Source organism: Rothia sp. LK2588 (assembly GCF_040946465.1).
In the GTDB taxonomy this organism is placed as follows: Bacteria; Actinomycetota; Actinomycetes; order Actinomycetales; family Micrococcaceae; genus Rothia.
On sequence record NZ_JAYWLS010000003.1, the window covers coordinates 259,653 to 280,245 of the forward strand.

Genomic DNA, 20,593 nt, shown 5'->3' on the forward strand with positions numbered 1-20,593 from the left:
CGGTAGCCTACCCTTCATTTATCACATCACCGCATAACTGGATAACGGGACGCCACATGAGAATCATGTGGCGTCCCTGCCATACCCATGAGGAAATCACCCATGCCCAACATCACCTTTAATCGTCGTACCCTTTTTGCAACCACCGCCGCCCTGGGCGGCACCGGCCTCCTCGCCGCCTGCGGAGGAGGTAACGGTGGAAACTCCGGGGGCGCGTCCAACGCCGAATCCGCCTCAGCGCTGGGAGTTGGCGAAGACATCGCCAAGCTGATCAGCGTCAACCCCAAGGAGCGCTCGGAGCTCAAAGAGGGCGGAGAACTGCGCATCCCTATGCGCTCCATCGGCCCCGACTTCAACACCGGCAGCCAGAGCGGCAACACCTACGACAACGCCGTGCTCATCGCCGCCGTCGCCCCGCTATCCGTTGCCGGCCTGTGGCTCTCCGACTTTGAGGGAAACAAGAAGCCCAACCCCGACTTCTGTGAGTCCTTCGAAGACACCGAAGAGGGCGGCAAGCAGGTACTGAAAATCAAGCTGAACCCCCAGGCCAAGTTCAACGACGGCACTCCCGTGGATATCGAGACTCTCCGCGCGACCTGGGAGATCCTCGGCAAAGGCCTCGACCGCGGCTTCGACCTGGTCGACCCGGGCCCGCACGAACTCATCGAGTCCATCGAAGAAGACGGAGACAAGTTCACCGTCAAGGTCACCATGAAGACCCCGTACCAACCCGCCTCCGATATCTTCGGCGGCGAATTCGGCGTCTACCACCCGGCCATGAACGATAAAAAGGTCTTCAACGAGGGATTCGTCAACAAGCCCCACCCCGAGTGGTACGCGGGCCCCTTCAAACTCGATTCCTGGGACTCCTCGCAGAAGGTCTTCACTATCTCGCCCAACGACAAATGGTGGGGTGAGAAGCCCCTGTTGGAGCGTATCGTCTTCCGCCAAATGGAAGACTCCGCACAACGTGCCGCCTTCAAGAACGGCGAGATCGATGCCATCGAGGCCCGTACCCTCTCCATCTACAAAGACGTGGAGAACACCGAAGGCACCGAGGTGCGCCGCGGCCAACGCCTGTTCTCCGGCGGAATGAACATGAGCTCCTTCCGCCTGCCGGTCGAAATGCGCCGCGCCATCTTCGCCGCCATCGACCGCAAGGCCCTGGCGCAGATCCGCTTCAACGGCCTGAACTGGTCGGAAGAACTGCCCGGCTCGGTCATGCTCATGCCCTTCTCCGAGTACTACGAAGACAACTTCGCCAAGGCCACCGAGGGCTGGGACGCCGGCAAGATCTTGGAAGAGGCCGGTTACACGAAGGAGGGCGACTACTACACGAAGGGCGGCAAGAACGCTAAGTTCGCCATCACCACCTTCGGCGACGACCCCGTGAACGCAGCCATGGCCCAGACCCTGATTCAGCAGATGAAGGCTGTGGGTATCGAATGCACCATCGATAACCAGCCAGACGCCAACTTCGGAACAGTGGTCGGCAACAAGGAATTCGACATGACCTTCAGCGGTTACACCGTCGGCCCAGACGCCACCACCGTCGCCAAGCAGTACTACCTCACCGCTAACAACGACGGCACCGGATCCCCGAAGATCGACGAGATGATCTCCAAGATCAGCACCATCAAGGACGACCAGGAGCGCAACAAGAAGGCCAACGAAATCGAAGTGGCCCACATGAAAGAGTTCGCCTCGATGGGTACCGTCTTCAACGGCCCCGAAATCTTTGTGGTCAAGAAAGAACTCGCCAACTACGGTGCGGCCATCTTCGGCAACTTCGCCCAGAACCCCGCCGCCTGGGCGAACGTGGGCTGGACCAAATAGGGCTGGGTAACCTGAGCCTGCCTCACCTGGGCCACGTCACCCGGGCCACCCCCCCCCTGGTGAGCCGCCGTCGTACCCTTAACACTATGGCTTCATTGAAAATCGTAGTGATCACCGGCGGCGGCTCCCGCCATTCCAGCTCCGCGCTCATGGGCGAACGACTGCGAGGCGCGGTAGAGGAAGAACTGCGGCGTCTCTGCCAAGACAGCGCCGGTGCCGCCGAGGCGTTGGGCGAGGCCGAGGTGAAGGTCACCACCCACCACCTCGGCCAATTCGCCTACGAACTGGCGGACTTCATCTCCGACGGCTTCGCTCCCGACACCCTCGCCTCCGTGCTAGAAGACGTGCGCAGCGCCGACGGGCTCATCGTGGTGACCCCCGTTTTCAAGGCCAGCTACTCGGGCCTCTTCAAGCTCTTCTGGGACGTCACCGAGCAGGGCGACATCGCCGGCACGCCGACGGCGCTCGCCGTGGTGGGTGGCACCTGGCGGCACTCGCTTGTGCTCGACCGCGACCTGCGTCCGCTGTTCGGGTACCTCGGTGCGGCGTCCGTTTCGCGCGGGGTGTTCGCGACCCCGGCAGAACTGACCGGATCGGGTGCCGAAACCGAACGGGTGGACGCCCGCATCGGCCGAGTGGGGGCGGAGCTGGCGCGCGCGGTGGCCGCCGGTAAGATGTCCCTGTAACGACGACCCAGGGGAGAATAATGGCTATTCGTAACACCGACAAGATCACCGTGCTGGCCACCGGCGGGACTATCGATAAGGAGTACAACTTCGACTCCGAAATGGTGATCGGCGAACCCTATATTCGGTCGATCCTGGACCGCGTGATCACCGACGTGGAGTTTGAGATTCGCTCGGTGCTCAAGCTCGACTCCCTCGACATGGTCAACGCCGACCGCGATCAGCTGGTGGCTGCTTTGAACGAGGTCGAGGGGGATCGCGTGCTGATCACCCATGGCACCGATACCATGCCTGAGACCGGCCGCTACCTGCTGCAGCATGCCGAGCTCGGGGAGAAGGTCGTGGTGTTGTGCGGTTCGATTCAGCCGGCGATCATGCGCACCTCGGACGCCGACTTCAACGTGGGTGCCGCGGTGGCGGCCCTGAACCTGCTCGAGCCCGGGGTCTACATCTCGATGAGCGGCCGGATCTTCGACGCCGCCACCGTGCGAAAGGACCGCTCGCGGGGGATCTTCCTCGAGCGCTAGGGGTCTGGGGCGCGTGGGACGGCCTTTGGGCGGGTTACCTGCTGGGTTTTACACCGAGGGGCCGCTTCCCTTTCGAGGGGCCGCGTGTAGGGCGGCCTTTCGACGGTGGGGCGGCCTTTCGGTGGAAAGGTGGCCGGGTAAAGGGGCCCGGGCCAGGCAAGCCGGGCCAAGGCCGACGGGACGCCCGGGAGACCCAGGGCGGCCAGACGTAACAGTGGGCCTCACAACCCTGCATCAGTAAGATGGAGCACAAGCACCGTTGATAGAAAGGGCCCCAATGAGCACCCCCAACAACTACGACCCGAGGTATCAATACGATCCGAACAGGTTCGATGGCGTGTCCGACCGCTCGCAGACCGACGCTACCCACGTCTCCCGCCCGGGCACCTCCTCGGAAAACACCTCCCATCAGGCACCCCAATACAACGACTACACCGCCTACCACACCGCGAACTCCTCGCAGCCGCCGTCCTTTGCGCAGTCGATGGGGTACACCCAGAACGCCCCGCACGAGAAACCCGTTGTGCCGAAAACCCTGCGCACCGCCGCTTACCTCATGTACGCGGTGACTGCGCTGTCGTTGCTCGGCAGCATCTTGCAGACGATCTTCATGCCCGATCTGCAGAACCAGATGATGCAGGCTTTCGGTATGGATGCGCAGTCCATGAACGAGTTGAACCAGCAGAATTCCTCGCAGTTCGGCGTCATGCGTAGTGTGATGGGCATCGGCTCGGCCATCGTGATGTCTGCTCTGTACGTGATGTTCACGATCTTCGCGCTCAAGGGGCACAATTGGGCACGTATTGTGATGACCGTGATCTTCGCCCTGCACATTTTCGGTCTGCTGGGCGTGATCGGCATGGCAGCTCTCGGTATCTTCCACCCGATTTTCTGGGTTGACGTGCTTGTTTCGTTGCTGTCGATCGCCGGCATCGTGTACCTGTGGTTGAAACCGTCGAACGATTTCTTCCGCGCCACGAAGGCATATAAGCAATGGCAGATGTATTCGCGGTACAACTAACAAATTCAAGATAACCGCATATTAAGGGCATGTAACACCGCCCCCGGCGAAACCGCGCTGGGGGCGGTGCATACGATAATCTGTAAAGACGACTAACCTGGTTTCCCCGGCCCGGTGAGCACCAACCCCCGCAAACACACACAGAACCTTTCCCCACATATGCACATACTTCTCATCACCCACCACTATGAGCCCGAGATTGGCGCGCCCCAACGCCGCTGGTCAGCATTGGTGCAGCGTTGGCGCGACAAGGGCCACGAGGTGACGGTGTATTGCCCGCCGCCGCATTACCCGGACCGGGCGTCCTCGCAGGGATTGCGTACTCCCGCTAACCGTCCGCTACGGCGTCAGACGGGTCGCCACGGCGAGACCATCATTCGTATGCCGTATATGTTGCACGGGTACGCGAGTAAGGCCCGCGCGGTGGATCAGTTCCTGACAGCTGGGGCTACCATCGCCTATATCGCCGCGATGGAGGGGCCGCGTCGCCTGATGGGTCGTGGCCATTTCGACGCGGTCATCAGCACGGTGCCGGGATTGCCGAGCCTGTTCGCGGGGGTGGCGGTCTCTAAGTTGCTGAACATCGCGCATGTGGCCGAGATGCGGGACGCCTGGCCCGACGTCGTCACGGGCGAGCTACTTCATTACGTGGGTGAGATTCCGTTCAAGCGCCTGCTGTTCAAGAAGGCCGTGTTCTCGATGGTAACCGCCGGGCAACGATCAGCGGACGCCGTGGTCACCACCACCCCCTGGTTCAGCGAAAAGCTGCGCGCCCGGGGTGTCTCGCAGGTATCGATGATGACCAACGGCGCCGACCCCCATCGCTTCGGAGAGATCCCGGCGTTGACCGCCGAACAGGTGGAGTCGCGTGAGCCGGGGAGCCTCAAGCTGCAGTACCTGGGCACGGTGGGGCGCAGCCAGGGATTGCTGGTGCTGACCGAAGCGTTGAAGCTATTGCGGGAGCGCGCCCCGCACCTGAAGATCAAGACCCAGATCGTGGGGGCCGGGGCCCACCGCGACCTGTTGCGTCGCGAGGCCGAGGCCCATCAGCTAGATATTGAATTCATCGACCCGGTCGGCGGCGAGGGGCTCCGTGAGGCTTATGAATGGGCCGATGTGGAGCTGGTTTCCTTGCGCCGCACGCAGCCTTTCCGCTGGACTATTCCCTCGAAGATTTTCGAGATTCTGGCGACCCGCCGTCGCATCGTCGCACTGGTGGAGGGCGACGCCGCCGATGTGGTGCGTCGTTCGGGTGTGGGTTCTGTGGTGGAGCCCGAGAACGCCGAGGCGCTCGCCGATGAGTTGCAGCGTTTGGCGGAGAACCCGAGCGAGCTGGTGGTAGGCGACTCCGGCGTCGAGTTGCTCCACAGCACCTACAACTACGACATCATGAGCGATAAGTACGAGGCGTTGATTAGCTCGCTGGTGCGGGATCGCCAGGCGGTGCGAGACGCCGCTTCTGTGGCGGGCGGGGTGGCCTGATGCGAGGTGTGGACGCCGCCCGCAACGCCGCGATCGCCGCCCAGGTGGTCGCGCGACACGTGGTGGACGACCCGGTGTTACTGACCCTTCAGGTGGCACGGAAGGCTCCGCACGGGGTGTCGCAACGGGTCGCTCGGGTGTTGACGCGTCTGCCCGGTGCGGGCACAAGAGCGTTGGGGCACCAGCTTTTAGGGGCCAAAGAATTTTATGCCCCGGCCGGAATGCTTTTGAAAAACACCTCGCCCACAAGCAGAAATGCCCGGTGGTCCACGATGCAGCGGCGCGTGGCGGCGGAGGTCGCGATCGGCTACGGGCTGGTGGACTGGCGGGATGATTCCCTGCCGGCGGTCACCCGTGCGCGGGCCGCGTGGGATTCCGGTGCGGTCAGCGAAGCGATCGCCCTCGCCGAAGATGGGGAAGCCGTCAGTTTCGCACGTCGACTAGAGGGTGAGGCGCAGCTCTTGCGCCCCGGTTTTGAACTGTCATTGCCGGCGCGGAATATTCCGAACGCCGCACCCGAGCAGGCCGCACCGGTTGCGGGTGAAGGTGAGCCGCGCGTCCTGCATCTGTTGACTAACTCGTTACCCGGCACGCAGTCGGGGTACACCCTGCGCACGCAGCGCCTGTTGCGGGCACTGCAGGATGCCGGGGTGAGCATATATGCACAGACCCGCATCGCGTATCCCGTGATGGTGGGGCAGTTGTTGGCGGCTGAGCAGGTGGAGCGGCAGGGAGTTACCTATCGGCGCGTGTTGCCGTGGCGGTTGGCGGTTACGCATCCGGAACGGTTGCGGCAGTGGGTCGGCAGCGCCTGCGCGCTGGCGCGGTCGAACGGGGTGGACCTCGTGCACACGACCACGAACTACCCGAATGCGCTCGTGGCCCAGGCGGTCGCCAAGGCGCTCGACGTGCCGTGGGTGTACGAAGCGCGCGGGGTGATGGAAGAGACCTGGGTTTCTCACAAGAAGTCTGCACGTGCCCGGGACGAGGCGGAATCCTCCGAGCGCTTCCGCCTGATCCGTGCGCGAGAGACGGAGCTGATGCTCGCCTCAGATCACGTGATCACGCTGTCGGAGACCATGAAGGAACTCTTTGTGGGCCGTGGCGTTCCGGCGGAGAAGATCACGGTGGTGCCCAACGCCGTGGAAGATGATCTTTTCGAGAAAACCCTGAGCCCGGGCGAGGCGCGGGCCCGTTTGGCAACAGAGATACCGCGCCTGGCGGAGCCGCTACGGGCGTCCGGCGCGGACACCGTGTGGGTGGGTTCGGTGAGTTCGCTCGTGGACTACGAGGGCTTCGACGTTTTGCTTCGCGCGGTGGCTCTGTTGCGCGCCCGCGGTCTAGATGTGCGTGTGCTACTCGCCGGGGACGGCGTGGCCCGGCCCGGTCTGCAACGGCTGGCGGCCGAGCTGGCGGCGTTCGAGGATCAAGCGGGTAATCCGATCGGCGAGTTCGCGGTGTTGGCGGGGCGACTGCCGGCGGAGCTGGCCTTTGTGGCGCACCAGGCGCTGGATATTTTTGCGGTTCCGCGCACGGGCGCGCGGGTGTGTCGTTCGGTCACGCCGCTGAAGCCGATCGAGGCGATGGCGCTGGGTCGGCCGGTGGTGGCTTCTGATATTCCGCCGCTGGCGGAGCTGATAGCAGGCACCGGACGCCCCACGGGGTTGGTCTGCTCACCGGAGAGTCCACAGGCGCTGGCCGAGGCCATTGAACGTCTGGCCGCAGACGAGAAGCTGCGTGCCGAACTGGCCGCGGCGGGCCGTGACTTCGCGGCCACGCGAACCTGGTCTGCTAACGCACGCGCGGTGCATGCGTTGTATGAACGGCTCGTGGGCCGTTTTGAGGGTATTCTTGGTGAGGGCGACAAGCAGTAGACGAAATGCCGCCTAAGCCACGTCATAGGGAAGTTGTGCAGAATGAACAAACACGCGGCTAATACTCCGCGGGGTTTGCAGCCGCGTAGTTCGCTGAACCCGCAGTTAGAGGCGTACCGGCATCACATTGAGTCGGGACGCCTGTACCCCGTGGGTGTGCGCCGTAGCGTGCGTTCGTACCTCCGGGAGACCTGGGGCCGCCGCGCTTTCATTTGGCGTGATTCGCAGGCGAAGGTGCGCGCACAGAATAATCAGCACCGGCTGGGTTCGTGGTGGCTGGTTCTCAAGCCGCTGACCGACGCGCTGTTCTACTGGATTCTTTTTAGTTTGATCCTCAAAGCCGACCGCGGGGTTGAGAATTACACCGGGTACATCATCGTGGGCATCTTGATGTTCCAGTTTGTCTCCCGGGCGCTGACGCAGAGTGCGTCGGTGATGCTACAGGGCAAGTCGATGATGCGCGCGTTCTCGTTCCCCCGTATCACGGTGCCGCTGTCTCTGGCCGTGCGGGAGATGCTCTCTTTCATTCCGGTGGTGGTCACGATGGTGATCATGCTGATGGTGTTGCCCCCGCACGAGGGCCCGGAGTTTACCTGGCCGCTGTTCTTCCCGGCGTTCTTGCTGAACATTCTGTTCAACCTGGGCCTCAGTTTGTTGATCGCCCGGTTCGCCTACGTGGTGCCGGATATCGGGCAGATCATGAGTATCGTGACCCGCTTCTTGCTCTACGGCTCGGGGGTGCTTTTCCCGATCGATAAGTTCTTGGATCACCCCGTGGTGCTGGGGATTATTCAGGCCAACCCGATCTACATTTTTCTAGATCTCTACCGCGAAGTGATCCTTTATGGTCACGCGGGCACGCTGTACCACTGGGGCTCTTTGACCGCGTGGTCTGTGGGCCTGTTGCTGGTCGGTTTCTTCATGTTCTGGCGCGCCGAGGAGGTGTACGGTCGTGAGTTTAACTGACGTGAAACAGGAGATCTTCGGTGACCGCACCCCGAGCGTTTTGCTCAACGACGTCTCGCTGAATTACGTGACCTCGGTATCGCGTGGCCGGGGGTTGTTCTCTCGTGAGACCAAGCGCGTGGTGCACGCGTTGCAGCCGCTCTCGTTGGTGGCTCACGAAGGTGAGTTCATCGGCGTGGTAGGACGCAACGGTTCGGGTAAGAGCTCGTTGTTGCGGCTGATCGCGGGGTTAGAGACCCCGACCTCCGGTGAGATTTACGCGTCGTCGCAACCCACGCTGATCGGTGTGAACGGTGTGCTCAATAACGATTTGAGTGGCGAGGAAAACATCGAGATGGGTTGCCTGGCCATGGGCTTGCCGCCGCGCGAGATCCCCGAGGTCAAACAGCGCGTGATGGATCTGGCCGATATCGGAGACGCCATCTATCGCCCGATGAAGACGTACTCTTCGGGCATGGCGGCGCGTTTGCGTTTTGCGATCATGCTGGCGAATAGCCCACGCATCACCCTCATCGACGAGGCGCTGTCTACCGGCGATGAGGCTACGTCGAAGCGTTACTCCGATGCGATGAAGGAGCTGCTGGGGGAGGCCGGAACGGTGTTTCTGGTCAACCACTCGGCGCAGACGATCGAGAAGATGTGCACCCGCGCGATCTGGCTGGATTTCGGTGAGCTGGTGATGGACGGCGACGCCCGCGCGGTGGCCCGCAAGTACCGCTGGTTCGCCCATCTCATCGCCAACGGTGAAGAGGCCCGAGCCGCGCAAATGCTCAAAGATTCTAAGGCCGAGGGAAACCTCGGTTATGTGGAAGACTCAGAATAGACTTACCTTAAGTCACTCATCCTTACCCCGAAGGAATTCCCCTGATGACGATCAAGAAAATCATGACGGTCTACGGCACCCGCCCGGAGGCTATCAAGGTCGCTCCCATTATCAAGGCGCTGGAGGCCTCAGATAAGTTCGAGTCAATCCCGGTGGTGACCGGTCAGCACCGCGAGATGCTGGATCAGGTCAACGAGCTGTTCGATATCAAGCCGGTGCGCGACCTGAACATTATGAGCAAGAACCAGACGCTCAACGGCATTGTGGCCAAGGTGATCGCCGGTATCGATGAGATTTACGCGGAGTTCGAGCCGGACGCGGTGATCGTGCAGGGTGATACCTCGACGGTGATGGGCGCGGCGGTGGCCGCGTTTAACCGGCAGATTCCGGTGGTGCATGTGGAGGCCGGTCTGCGCTCGGGTGATATTAATTCACCGTTCCCAGAGGAGGCTAACCGCAAGCTGACCAGCCAGATTACGAAGTTACACTTGGCCCCTACGGCGGAGTCGAAGGCGAACCTGCTGCGTGAGAACCTGCCGGAGGCCGACATCGTGGTGACGGGTAATTCGGTGATTGACGCGCTGTTGGAGGCGGTGGATCGCCCGGTGGAGTTCTCTGACCCGAAACTGGGGGAGGCCCTGGGCGCCGACAAGCCGGTGATTTTGGTGACCACGCACCGCCGCGAGAACCTGGGTTCTTCGATGGAGAACATTGGCCGTGCGGTGGCTACGTTGGCTCAGAAGTACCCGCACTATCAGGTAGTGTTGCCCGCGCATAAGAACCCGCTGGTGCGCGAGACTGTTTTGCCGCACCTGGAGGGTCTGGAGAACGTTCTGGTGACTGAGCCCGTGGCCTACGCCGAGTTCACGCACCTGTTGAAGGCTTCTCGCATTGTACTCACCGATTCGGGTGGGGTGCAGGAGGAGGCTCCAAGCCTGGGTAAGCCGGTGTTGGTGATGCGCGAGAATACGGAGCGCCCCGAGGCCGTGAAGGCGGGTACGGTACGCCTGATCGGCACCGATTACGACCGCATTGTGGACGAGGTTTCCGCCTTGGTCGAGGATGAGCAACATTTTGCCCGCATGGCCAACGCGGTCAACCCCTACGGCGACGGCAAGGCCGCAGAGCGAACGGTGGCGGCGCTGGAGGAGCTGTTTGGCGTGGGTAAAAGAATCAAGAACTTTTCATAGTTAACTCAGCAAAGTTGTAGCCACATAGGTGTAAAAGTCATCAATATAATGAAAAGGGGCCAAACCCCATTTGTGATTAATTGTAGAAATGCATAAATAATCGGGTACAGAGATTATATTGATGTTTAGGTTCCGAAGCAGATTAAAGTACCTCTCATACAAATCCTGCCACTCTTGGGAAGTGCGTCCAAGTTGGAGGGGAACATCGTTCCTCTCCAAAGAGGTATCAGCCCAACGATGCTGAATCACATAAAGGTTGCTTCTAGTGAGTAAATCAAGGTTTTCTAAAGCAGATTTACGGAATAACTCAAAATGAACGTCTGATCCAAATTCTACTAGAGCATCGTGGGTTATGTGCTTAAGAAGGCCTGAACGATTAAGCTCGTTGATTTGAGTAATGTAGCTATTAGCAGTAGGAAAGACCCCAAATCTTTCATCAACAAGATCGAGTAGATAGAAGTCGGCTACCTTATCTCTTAGTGCTGAAAAAGCCATAGACATGAAGTCTCTCTGAAGCATCCGATTTTGAAAATTGGATTCTAAACGGCTCTTATCGGCTGGGAAACGGATTCTATCTGAACTAGCACTAATCCATGAGGATCGAGCATAGTAATCGATTAGATCGAATAAATCATTATTTACTCTGATGACGTCTCGACTGACACATGAACCATAAATGAAAATACTCTTTTTCATTTTCAGATTTTAACCTTTACGGTGATAGATGTACGTGCAACTGGGTCTTGTTGCATGAATTCACGCTTATATATACGTACACGGTATGAGCCAGATTCGGAAATATCCCAAGAGTGAGATGATGAGTGGCCATACTTCGTGCTAGAAATTAGAGAACCATCCTTAAACAGTCTAAATGCATAGAAATATTTAGGATCCGCATGAAATAGAGAGCTAAAGATCTTTTTTGAATTATTGTCGTAATAGGCATAAATAGGATCCGGAAGCTCACTACTTGGAGTAAATCGGGTATTCAAATATTGAGTGAATACTTTGCCTATATCGCTATGGGGGGCTGAGGGAAGAAGGAAAAAGTCGTTTGAAAAGCCAAGTTGATTCAAACGGTCCACTAATGGAATAATATGATTCTTATAATGGTGATCTTCACGCCCTACTAAAATTGTAAATTTTGGTATAGGTGGGTAAGAAGATAGTAATTTGGGTATGAAGTTATCAAGCCAAGCAACATCAGAATCGGCGGTGCCTCCAGTGATGTACTCTAGTATATTAGGGTGGGGTGTTTTGAGGAAAGAACCAATTCTGTATTGCGGAGCACCTACTACTATCTCATGAGCACCACTAATCAATCCATGGATGATGGCAGCACTGCCGCCTTTAGAAGACCCTACACAAATGACCTTTTGATTACTTATGTTGAACTTATTTTTTGTCTCAGCTATTAAGCCTTGAACGGAGCGTAATTCGGCTAGATTTCTTCCATTACCTATGTAATAAGACCCTTGGTCTCCGAAAGAATCTAAAATATATAATTTATGATAATCAGAAGAATCACTAAGAGTATTACGATAATTGTATGTAAAACTCCATTTCGGAAGGATTGCGGAAAATATGACAATTAAACCTTTTGGATTAAATGTTTTGGAATCTTCAAAATGATAGTTGACAGGTTTCTCGCCAAAATATGTAGACCAGATATTATGTTCGGCAGAAGTGTGTTGGTCAAGTAAAAAGTTATTGAGTCTTATTTCTGTATTAAGAATAGCCTTGGAACCTACGATATCTAACTCGACAGTATAAGAACGTTGACGTTTTCCCATTTCTGGGAATTCCCACCCCTGTACATAGGGCCGTTCCTGGCCATTTAAAAGACGTATCTCAGAAATAGGGGATCCTTCAAATATGAGCTCGGCAAGTTTCTGGTTTTCTGAAGAAAGTACCTCTATAACGTTACCTGTCAAAAAGGGTTTTAGACCCGCCCCAAGGTGCCAGATCAAAGTGTAAGTATGCTCGTGCAGAGAAGTGATGGTGTCTTCAATACGTATGTTATTTTTAAAATCATAATCATCAATTGAAATACACCTTGACCAGTCAACATCCCTAAACCTTGTAGTCTTGCCTCTAACCCTAAAAATATTCTCGTCAGATATATTTTCAAGAAATGATTGGTTAGATTTTTGATCAGTACGGGGGAGGCCTATGCCATCCACGAGAAGAGTGTTGTGAGCACGGCTGGAAAATCCGAATTTAGTAAACTTGTTTTGCCTGTCATATCCGAAAGGGCCTGCCTCGCGGATTATTTCATGTCCGTCGTGCTGTAGGTAAATATTATTTTCGTCGGGGTGCTTATGATAATCTGCATTATAAGCGCAGGCAAAATTAAAGTATGTTGCATCTTCAGACCAATCGCTGCGTAACATAGCGTAGCCGGACAGAGGAGCAATGTAATGTAAGCTACTAGGTTCTTTTCCTTGTGCTCCGTGAGATATGGAATATTGCAAGTATCCTTGCCTGTAGGTGTTTAATGCTTGACCAGAGAGCACTTTTTTATGGTCGGTGTCACTCATGGGAGGAAAGTAACCGGATGGTGTCAAACAATGTGCGGCATAGATTTCCGCAGAGTCTAAGAGATCTTGTAATTTTCTTGAAATGCCCGAACCCCCATTCTTTGTATATTCTAAGATATACTTTAAATATTTACTAACCATTAAATGATAAGAAGGAGTGTTTTCGGTGTGAATTCCTTCAGTGGTAAAGCAAGAGCTAAAGTATTTTTCTAATCTACTGAGAGCGAGTTGTTCAAGGGACTCTGCTTCAGGTGCGAAGTTTAATATATTTATAGCTGTCAAAATGGATATGTCTTGAAACATTCCATGATTATTTAATCCAGCATAAAAATTCTCACTCTTTAATAATTCTATATCCGACTGGATAATTTGCATGCATGTATCTATTATCTCATCACTAATACCTTTGAAATAATATACCAGACCGGATAAATTAATAACTCGTTGGGCGGTTGTTTCATCATGAAAAGCCATATCATGGTGAGACTTATCGAGGTTCTTCCAATAGGAAATAAGGTGAATCAGACGGTCACTTAGAATTTTTTGCTCTTCAGTTCCTAGTGTATGTAGTTGACCGAATACGCATGAAAGAAATATAAAACCATGGGTCTGTCGAGAAACACTGCGACTTAGAGTACTATCCCATAAGGGTTCACACTTATAACTCATATAATCGAGTGAACCAATCTTCAGTTCTTTACGCTCCACGAATCGCCGTAGCCGTTCGTTAGCATCTTGAGAAGAGTCAAATGAGATGAAGCGATCTATTACTAATTTGATTTTATCCATGGCAAAATATTTTCACTTTTGATCTAGTAGTTTATTTACAGTTTGATCTACAGAATTATTATCTACTATAAGTGATCGTAAGGCGTTGAGTATAGTAGGAGTCGGTACAGGAGCGTGTCCTTCTGCAAAATCTGCTTGAACTATAATGTGCATGCTGTCGTGGGCAAATATTTTAGGACCTTTCGCACCTTGTGCTGTCCACTCTTTATTGCCTAGCCAGGGCTCAAGATGCTCTTGGACATGCCAATCAGATTTATTCTGTAAATATAATAGTTTGTTATTTCGAAAAATCTTGTCCGGGCTTTGAAGGTCAAAAGCAATCTTTCTGGAAGTCCAATTGCGAGTATCTTCTATCCAGTTTTTCTTTTCTAGGATGCTGCCGGGTATTCCTGCGTACCTTAGATATTTTTTTACATGGTTTTCCCAATATTTAAAAATAGATGTTTGTGGGTTCCAGGTCAAACAACTAGATATGGTAGGGTTTCTGGGACTCTGGTACAGAGCCGCGAATCCCCCTCCGGAGCCACCTACGAAAAAGAATTTTTTATGCTTTTTGATATTAAGCTGCTGGAAAAATTTTGCGAGTAAACCTTGAAACCAGTGATCTACGGATCCCGTATACCAAGCTAAGCCGATTTGAGAATGTTGATCTACTAGTGGGTCGGATATGGCAATAAAAGGTACGCCGAGATCTTTCCCAAGACTCAACCCGCTAAAAAAAGGAGGTATTAATTTGTCTCTTCTTGATACAGCGCCAGAGAAGAATACAGGGATATTCTCATATTGATTGTTGTTGAAAGGGTGGCCTGATGAAAAAAGTTCAAATGTTGTTTTTCCAAGTTGAATTGTGTGGACGCCATCAGAGATATATTTACTATTTATAAATTCTTCGAAGCTATACCATTCTGTGCGGCATTTGGCCCATCGGCGATAATCCCGTTCTATCAGTTCTATATTCATCGACCGTTACTCACAATATTGCTTTGCACACTTCATGCAACACGTTGGAACTCGCAAAATTCCGCTCTACGTATGCTGCTGCAGTTTTGTCATAATTTTTAGTCAGAATTTTTGTAGCAACTTCATGTGTGTTGCTATGTAACCACGTACGGGGATAGATTAGATCAGAGCCAGGCCAAGCTAAGGAAACAGGTTGCGCCCCTGAGGCGGCCCCGTCGCTTAGAGTAAAATGGAAAGATTCAAAGTCACTTACTGAAAGTGCGATACCGATCTTCCTGTACCATTCGGACATATCTGATCCATATCCATCAAATACGATGGATTCGGGGTTTCTCCGATTGATTTGGTCGATACGTTTGTACTGCTGGTTATAAAACTCCATTTCCTCGGGTCTGTTCAACATCCATGGGTAGTCTGAGGGCTGTTTTCCCTTGATATAAAGTCTGTATCTGGAATCTACTTTGTGTAGTTCTTCCAATAAATCAAGAGCTCTATCAAGTCTCTTTGGCTGTGCTACGATCCCTACCAAGCCGATGTTGAACTCTGCCCCTGGGTGTTTCGGTTGCCTAAGTTGGGGAACATCTACAGCGTTGGGTATAACTATAGTTTTTTCTGCAGGTATTCCATGACTGACCGTAGCAGCTTTTCTAATAAGCTCGCCGACGAATATATATTTCTCTACATTCTCATGATCAATCCGCTTCAAGTAACCTCTGCGTAATTCTTGAGAATGTACTCTTACATATAACTTCTGGTGCGGCTGAATCTTCTTTGAATACCAGACTGCGTTGCCCAGTCCCCATTCACAGAATACGATATCGGCTCTGTTTAGCAGTTCCAGCGACTTCTTTTCATCATGGTGCGCATGGTTCTCCCACTCATCGACAAGTACTTCCCGAGCTAAACCGTGGAGTTCGTGAATGATTCCGTTGGCGAATTTAAGATCATGCCCAGCAATCAAGATGGTCTTTGTGGCGAGTTTGCTCAGGTCTGATTCAATCGACTCCGCCTCGATCGGCTGCACTTCAACCGGTGCGAATGCCGGAAACAATAACTGGACAGCACGGTCATCTTCGGGAAGCTGGCGTTCTTGCGCATATCGATCAGCCCGTATGAGCCCAATGTTGTCACCTACTGCATAGTCCTTTTTGCATGCCAACGGACGTCCAATATGAGCATTGGTTGCTGTCTGATATGTAACTAGGTTCCACTCACCAAACCGAGAAGGTAGCAAGAGGTCTTCAAAGTGAGTTCTTGAGACAGGGGCCTCAAGCTCACCTACCCATATATCATTAGGAAGATCAGAGACACTCGAAAGTACCTTCAAATCCGCATTCTTTAGATCTTCCAGCAGCTCTTGGTTGTTCAATCCTTCAGGGATTACAACTCCATAAGCCTGGACCGACTGGGTCTTGAGGGAGTTCACTACTGCAGATGCATCAGACTTAAGAACAACGGCATAAGGATCTAGCTGGGTAGCGGTAACGTTGAGGCCCACGGTACGAGCTAAAATCGTTAGCGCAGTGTCTATCGTATGCGCTCGATACACGGTACGTAACTGTAGCCATGCCTCTTGCACACGAGAGACTGGATTGTTCTTCCAATCGTGCAGGAGCGCCCGCCATGTAGCACTATCGTTTGTAGCGGGAATAGCCGAACCAAAAGTTTCGCTGATACCACGACCAGGCCCAGAAAGTACGAGACCACCAGATGCTGCGATTTCTACCACGCGGCGCGAGAACATACTGGGCGAATCGGTCACAGAATTAACGTTTATTTGTGCCAGGTGCGCCTTATATGAATCGATGATCTGATTGTAGGGAAGAACGCCCTTAATATCTTGTTGGAATTCTGCAGGGAAATGGTAGGGGGAGTTCTCCACAGCCAGCTGACGATCATATATTGCAAGCTTGTAGGGCCTCGCAGTAGTGAGTAAATTTCTCAGCTGCTTGGAGCGCTCCTTATAGCGGTCGCCATAATATGTGCCGGCATAGGCCACCGAATCTTCATATGGAAGAGCCCCCTCAAGTGGATTATGAATTCTTGGTTGAGCATAGAATGGCAACGTCGAAGCGGTCTTAGACTCACACAAAGGATTTGAAAGATAAGATCCCACCATATTCGCATCGGTGGTAAAGATGTGATCGCAACGAACGGCGGTCTTTTGGAACCGGTTAAAGTGCACCGGATCTTCCTTGTTCCAGAAGATAGTGGGGATTTTCAGCTCGCGGGCTCGATCGATCAGCTCGAAAATGTCGCTATTCTCTTCTGGCCCGTAATCTCCAACTCCTCGTGTCCATTCACCTTTATTACCCTTCCATGCGGACTCGATGAAGATAAAATCGAGTTTTTCGCTAATGAGCTGCTCATGCCATTGGCTCTTGCCCAGAGGAACTACGGAGAATGATGCTGCCAAGGTAGATGAGGTGAATTCATCGGCAATCAAACCTACGGTTAGGTCAGAGAGCGCACGTTGTGCGGATTCATTCACTGATGCGGCATAGTTCTTTTCGGCGGTCCGGTGTGCCGCAACTATAGTTGAGCCAAGGGCACTCCAAGTACGCTCATCAACTGTCCACAAACGTGCGGCTCGACCTAAGTCAACAGAGAGCTTTTCATTTTTGATGAGCAGTTCCAACTGATGCGCTAAGTCATCGACGTCGCCTGCCTTGAAGAGCAACGCACGTTTGCCTTCTCCTGATAAATCTATATGCGGTGCCACGTCAGAGAGTACCACCGCTTTCCCCGAGCTGAAGGACTCTAGAGGCTTGAGAGGTGAAACTAATTCAGTCACCGGTAGGGACGTTCTGGGGCAGGGCATTATGCTGAATGTGCTCAGTAAACGCGGTATCTCGTGGATAGGTAGACGTCCAAGAAAATGGACATGGTTGAGTTTTAATTCATCCCGTAGAGCTTTCAACCGTTCCATTTCTGTACCGGAACCAGCTAGTACTACCTGGTGCTCTACGTTGCGATCGTTTAGGACTTTAGAAGCACGGAGAAGCAGGTCGAGGCCTTCATAGGCGACCATGCTACCGGCAAAACCAATTACAGGTACGTCGGTACGGATTTTACGTTTTGCGGCATATTCCATGTCCGTAGGTAGCGGCAAAAACTCATGGGTATCTACTGCGTTGGGGGCCAATTGGATCTTCTCGGGATCGACACCACGATTAACGAGTTCCTCCGCTACCTGGCGTGTGATCGCCAGGACTACGTCGGCCTCTTGAGCTACCAAAGCTTCAGCTGTTGCTATTTGCTGGAATCGTTCCGTGGCCATCCATTCGGCAGGTACTTTGTGCTGGGATGCCTGGGTAACCTCCCAGAGCCCTCGTACCTCGTATACGAACGGTACACCTAGACGGCGCGCCGCAATTAATGCCGGCAATGCGGTCTTGTAATTGGAGGCTGATTGGATGATGCTGGGGCGTAGCAAACGGGCTTCACGTACAAAGGCGTCGGCGGCCTGTAGGATGTATCGATCTATCGGAGTGGTATTCAGACTTTCCCCTGGTAAGTGCGAGTACTGCACTCCATCCAATTCCGAAACATACCGGTGCATCTTAACGGGCTTGGCGACGTCGGCCTTGGTATCCCAAGGATAACCCGCACGTCCAACTACCACGATGTCTGCATGAACACTAGCTAGACCCATCGCTATGCCGCGGGTTCGGGTTGAGTAACCATTTGAATTGAAGACCGGGGTGGAGTGGACACAATACATTACTCGGTTCGGCTCACTGGTGTAAGCCACTCCCCGGGAACGAGTAGGTATAGGTGCCTCAGAAAGCAAGAACCGATACTCACCAACGATCATATCGGCAAGAGTCTGTTGGTTTTTGTTTAGTTTTGAATAAAGCTCAGGGTGCTGTTCAATTAATTGAGCGGGGCGTACGATTTCACCTAATCCGTACCACATACGGTTGATGACATTGTGAAGCGTCTGAGCATTGGGAGTTGCTTCGAATATCTCAATCAACTCATCAGTGCTAAGCTGGCTCAACTTTTTTACAGCTGGTTTGACTGGTTTATTTGCAGTTGCAGCAGAAAGGTGGGAAGACGCAGAGGACTGAGAAATCACCGGCGTTATAGTAGGCACCTTATAGGCGGCGGGGAGCCCGCCTTCCTTCGACAACGACGATGAATTTTCTTCTTTAATCGGTTCTTGTACAGATGCGATGTCACCATGATGTAGCAAATTACTCACGTGTTGACGTGAGTCCTTAGCCTTCTTTGCCACAGACTGTAGAGCGCGACTCGCCCGAAGCGCCTTAGAACCTCGTAACCTACTCAGGTCATCTTTGAGCCTTTTGGTTAATTCTCGATAGGCTTCAACAGACGCTACTGCAGACCCAAGCCGACGAGTAAGGTCTTGCTCTTGCTCCCGTAACTCCCGCAACTCTTTCTGCTGTTGAATCAACTGCATTTTGAGCTTATCTAGCTCTTTGAGCTTATTGCGATTGGCTTTGTCCCGCGCAATTAAACCTTCGTACTTAGACTTTAGCGCGGGAGGGTCTGAAACAAATTCGTTGAGCTTTTGTTGTTCGAGAATAAGGGGGGAACGGTACTCGTCTGGATGCATCAGACTGTTACTCCTCTATGTACAAAGGTTTAAGTGCGGGGATTGAATAATAGGGGATTATCGCCAGAGGCCCTTGGTGTCGACGACATGTTTGCCTGCCAGCGCAGTTGCGGGAACCGATTTAAACTCATCGTGGTCTACAAGGAGAACGACCACATCTGCACGCTCGATCGCATCCTCATATTGAGCAAACTCGACGTTCCCCACGCCCTCGAATTTCTTGGGCAGAGTAGAAACGTTAGGCTCTACGGCGAGCACAGCGCCGTGGGAGAATTCATTCGCCAGGCGCAAGGTTATGTCCAGCGCGGGGGATTCGCGGAGATCATCGATGTTGGGTTTAAAAGCCAGACCCAGGGCAGCCACCACAGGCTCGGGATTAGACGCCACAGCGTCTTTGACCTTGTTGATGACCCATTCCGGCTTACCGTCGTTGACTTCGCGTGCAGTTCGGATGAGGTTCGAGTTCTCGCGGTCAGCGGAGACAATGAACCAGGGATCCACAGCGATGCAGTGCCCGCCCACACCAGGCCCCGGCTGCAAGATATTCACGCGCGGGTGCTTATTAGCGAGGTTAATCAATTCCCACACGTCGATGCCCAGTTTGTCAGAGATCAGGGATAGCTCGTTAGCGAAAGCGATGTTGACATCACGGAAGGAGTTTTCGGTCAGCTTGGCCATCTCCGCGGTGACATCATCGGTAGCTGCCAGCTCACCGGTGCAGAACGCACCGTAGACCTGGGTTGCGATCTCTGTGGCCTTGGGCGTTTGACCGCCGATAATGCGCGAATTGGTGATGAGCTCTTCCATCGCTTTACCCGGCAGGATGCGCTCAGGGCAGTATGCAAAGTAGATAACCGGCTTACCCTCGGGGTTCTCCTGGCCGTCTGCAATGAGGTCGGGGCGGAGCTCCTGGATCTTCGCAGCCAGCTTCTGTGTGGTCTGCGGGGGAGAAGTGGACTCAAGAATGATCAGCTCGTCACCCTGCAACTGCGGAGCGATGTTCTCGGCCGCAGACATGATGAACGAAAGATCGCCCTCGTAGTTCTCCTTGAACGGAGTGGGCACGGCGATGACGTACACATCGGCGTGCACCATCTCGGTGGTGGCCTTCAGGTTACCGCTGTTGATGGCCTGCTGGAGCTGTTCCTCCAGGCCCGGTTCAACGATGGTGACCTCACCGCGGTTAATGCGTTCTACGTTGGTGGAATTGATATCGACGCCGGTGACCTTCAGGCCGTGGTTCGCCATGATGACAGCGGTGGGGAGACCGATGTAACCAAGGCCGACAAAAGCAACAGTTGGGGTAGACATGTTTGA

General features: G+C 53.9%; 14 protein-coding genes. 9 read left to right on the plus strand and 5 right to left on the minus strand.

Going from position 1 to position 20,593, the window contains the following annotated elements; translation table 11 throughout:
• Nucleotides 1-102: 102 nt before the first annotated feature.
• From VVR12_RS08240 to wecB, 9 genes are all read left to right on the plus strand, one after another.
• Nucleotides 103-1,836, plus strand: a complete 1,734-nt coding sequence (locus VVR12_RS08240; protein ID WP_368550716.1) for an ABC transporter family substrate-binding protein — start codon at nt 103-105, stop codon at nt 1,834-1,836.
• 86 nt (nt 1,837-1,922) lie between these two features.
• Nucleotides 1,923-2,522 carry an NAD(P)H-dependent oxidoreductase gene (locus tag VVR12_RS08245; RefSeq protein WP_368550717.1) on the plus strand — a complete coding sequence of 200 codons (600 nt, stop codon included), beginning with the start codon at nt 1,923-1,925 and terminating at the stop codon, nt 2,520-2,522.
• A 20-nt stretch (nt 2,523-2,542) separates the two neighbouring features.
• Entirely contained in the window at nt 2,543-3,049 is a 507-nt protein-coding gene (locus tag VVR12_RS08250; RefSeq protein WP_368550718.1) for an asparaginase domain-containing protein, read from the plus strand.
• 277 nt (nt 3,050-3,326) lie between these two features.
• Nucleotides 3,327-4,070 (plus strand): hypothetical protein, encoded by a 744-nt coding sequence (locus VVR12_RS08255; RefSeq protein ID WP_368550719.1) that lies wholly within the window; start codon nt 3,327-3,329, stop codon nt 4,068-4,070.
• A 159-nt stretch (nt 4,071-4,229) separates the two neighbouring features.
• A complete protein-coding gene (locus VVR12_RS08260) occupies nt 4,230-5,552 on the plus strand; it encodes a glycosyltransferase family 4 protein (RefSeq protein ID WP_368550720.1) in 1,323 nt (440 codons plus the stop codon).
• The gene (locus tag VVR12_RS08265) at nt 5,552-7,426 is read left to right on the plus strand and encodes a glycosyltransferase family 4 protein (RefSeq protein WP_368550721.1); all 1,875 of its coding nucleotides are present in this window, start codon (nt 5,552-5,554) and stop codon (nt 7,424-7,426) included. Before VVR12_RS08260 ends, VVR12_RS08265 begins: the two co-directional genes overlap by 1 nt.
• A 42-nt stretch (nt 7,427-7,468) precedes the next feature.
• The gene (locus VVR12_RS08270; protein WP_368550722.1) at nt 7,469-8,392 is read left to right on the plus strand and encodes an ABC transporter permease; all 924 of its coding nucleotides are present in this window, start codon (nt 7,469-7,471) and stop codon (nt 8,390-8,392) included.
• Nucleotides 8,379-9,215 carry an ABC transporter ATP-binding protein gene (locus tag VVR12_RS08275; protein WP_368550723.1) on the plus strand — a complete coding sequence of 279 codons (837 nt, stop codon included), beginning with the start codon at nt 8,379-8,381 and terminating at the stop codon, nt 9,213-9,215. Before VVR12_RS08270 ends, VVR12_RS08275 begins: the two co-directional genes overlap by 14 nt.
• 50 nt (nt 9,216-9,265) lie before the next feature.
• On the plus strand, nt 9,266-10,405 hold the full coding sequence (gene wecB, locus VVR12_RS08280) for a non-hydrolyzing UDP-N-acetylglucosamine 2-epimerase (protein ID WP_368550812.1): 1,140 nt from the start codon (nt 9,266-9,268) through the stop codon (nt 10,403-10,405).
• On the opposite strand, the gene VVR12_RS08285 is transcribed toward wecB, so the two are convergent.
• From VVR12_RS08285 to wecC, 5 genes are read right to left on the minus strand one after another with little or no spacing between them, the layout of a single operon-like run.
• Nucleotides 10,406-11,101: a DUF6270 domain-containing protein gene (locus tag VVR12_RS08285; RefSeq protein ID WP_368550724.1), complete on the minus strand. Its 696-nt coding sequence runs from the start codon at nt 11,099-11,101 to the stop codon at nt 10,406-10,408.
• A gap of 2 nt (nt 11,102-11,103) precedes the next feature.
• The gene (locus VVR12_RS08290) at nt 11,104-13,734 is read right to left on the minus strand and encodes a heparinase II/III family protein (RefSeq protein ID WP_368550725.1); all 2,631 of its coding nucleotides are present in this window, start codon (nt 13,732-13,734) and stop codon (nt 11,104-11,106) included.
• 12 nt (nt 13,735-13,746) lie between these two features.
• Complete coding sequence (locus VVR12_RS08295; RefSeq protein WP_368550726.1) at nt 13,747-14,694, minus strand: hypothetical protein; 948 nt, start codon at nt 14,692-14,694, stop codon at nt 13,747-13,749.
• Between the two features lie 10 nt (nt 14,695-14,704).
• Nucleotides 14,705-19,276 carry a glycosyltransferase gene (locus tag VVR12_RS08300; RefSeq protein WP_368550727.1) on the minus strand — a complete coding sequence of 1,524 codons (4,572 nt, stop codon included), beginning with the start codon at nt 19,274-19,276 and terminating at the stop codon, nt 14,705-14,707.
• Nucleotides 19,277-19,333: 57 nt separating this feature from the next.
• Complete coding sequence (gene wecC / locus VVR12_RS08305) at nt 19,334-20,587, minus strand: UDP-N-acetyl-D-mannosamine dehydrogenase (RefSeq protein ID WP_368550728.1); 1,254 nt, start codon at nt 20,585-20,587, stop codon at nt 19,334-19,336.
• Nucleotides 20,588-20,593 lie beyond the last annotated feature (6 nt).

Excerpts from the sequence above, each read along its gene's own strand:
- VVR12_RS08245 (WP_368550717.1), top strand. The coding sequence starts at position 1,923 with ATGGCTTCATTGAAAATCGTAGTGATCACCGGCGGCGGCTCCCGCCAT.
- VVR12_RS08295 (WP_368550726.1), bottom strand. The coding sequence starts at position 14,694 with ATGAATATAGAACTGATAGAACGGGATTATCGCCGATGGGCCAAATGC.
- VVR12_RS08255 (WP_368550719.1), top strand. The coding sequence starts at position 3,327 with ATGAGCACCCCCAACAACTACGACCCGAGGTATCAATACGATCCGAAC.
- VVR12_RS08265 (WP_368550721.1), top strand. The coding sequence starts at position 5,552 with ATGCGAGGTGTGGACGCCGCCCGCAACGCCGCGATCGCCGCCCAGGTG.
- VVR12_RS08250 (WP_368550718.1), top strand. The coding sequence starts at position 2,543 with ATGGCTATTCGTAACACCGACAAGATCACCGTGCTGGCCACCGGCGGG.
- VVR12_RS08285 (WP_368550724.1), bottom strand. The coding sequence starts at position 11,101 with ATGAAAAAGAGTATTTTCATTTATGGTTCATGTGTCAGTCGAGACGTC.
- VVR12_RS08270 (WP_368550722.1), top strand. The coding sequence starts at position 7,469 with ATGAACAAACACGCGGCTAATACTCCGCGGGGTTTGCAGCCGCGTAGT.
- VVR12_RS08240 (WP_368550716.1), top strand. The coding sequence starts at position 103 with ATGCCCAACATCACCTTTAATCGTCGTACCCTTTTTGCAACCACCGCC.
- wecC (WP_368550728.1), bottom strand. The coding sequence starts at position 20,587 with ATGTCTACCCCAACTGTTGCTTTTGTCGGCCTTGGTTACATCGGTCTC.
- VVR12_RS08260 (WP_368550720.1), top strand. The coding sequence starts at position 4,230 with ATGCACATACTTCTCATCACCCACCACTATGAGCCCGAGATTGGCGCG.
- VVR12_RS08290 (WP_368550725.1), bottom strand. The coding sequence starts at position 13,734 with ATGGATAAAATCAAATTAGTAATAGATCGCTTCATCTCATTTGACTCT.
- VVR12_RS08300 (WP_368550727.1), bottom strand. The coding sequence starts at position 19,276 with ATGCATCCAGACGAGTACCGTTCCCCCCTTATTCTCGAACAACAAAAG.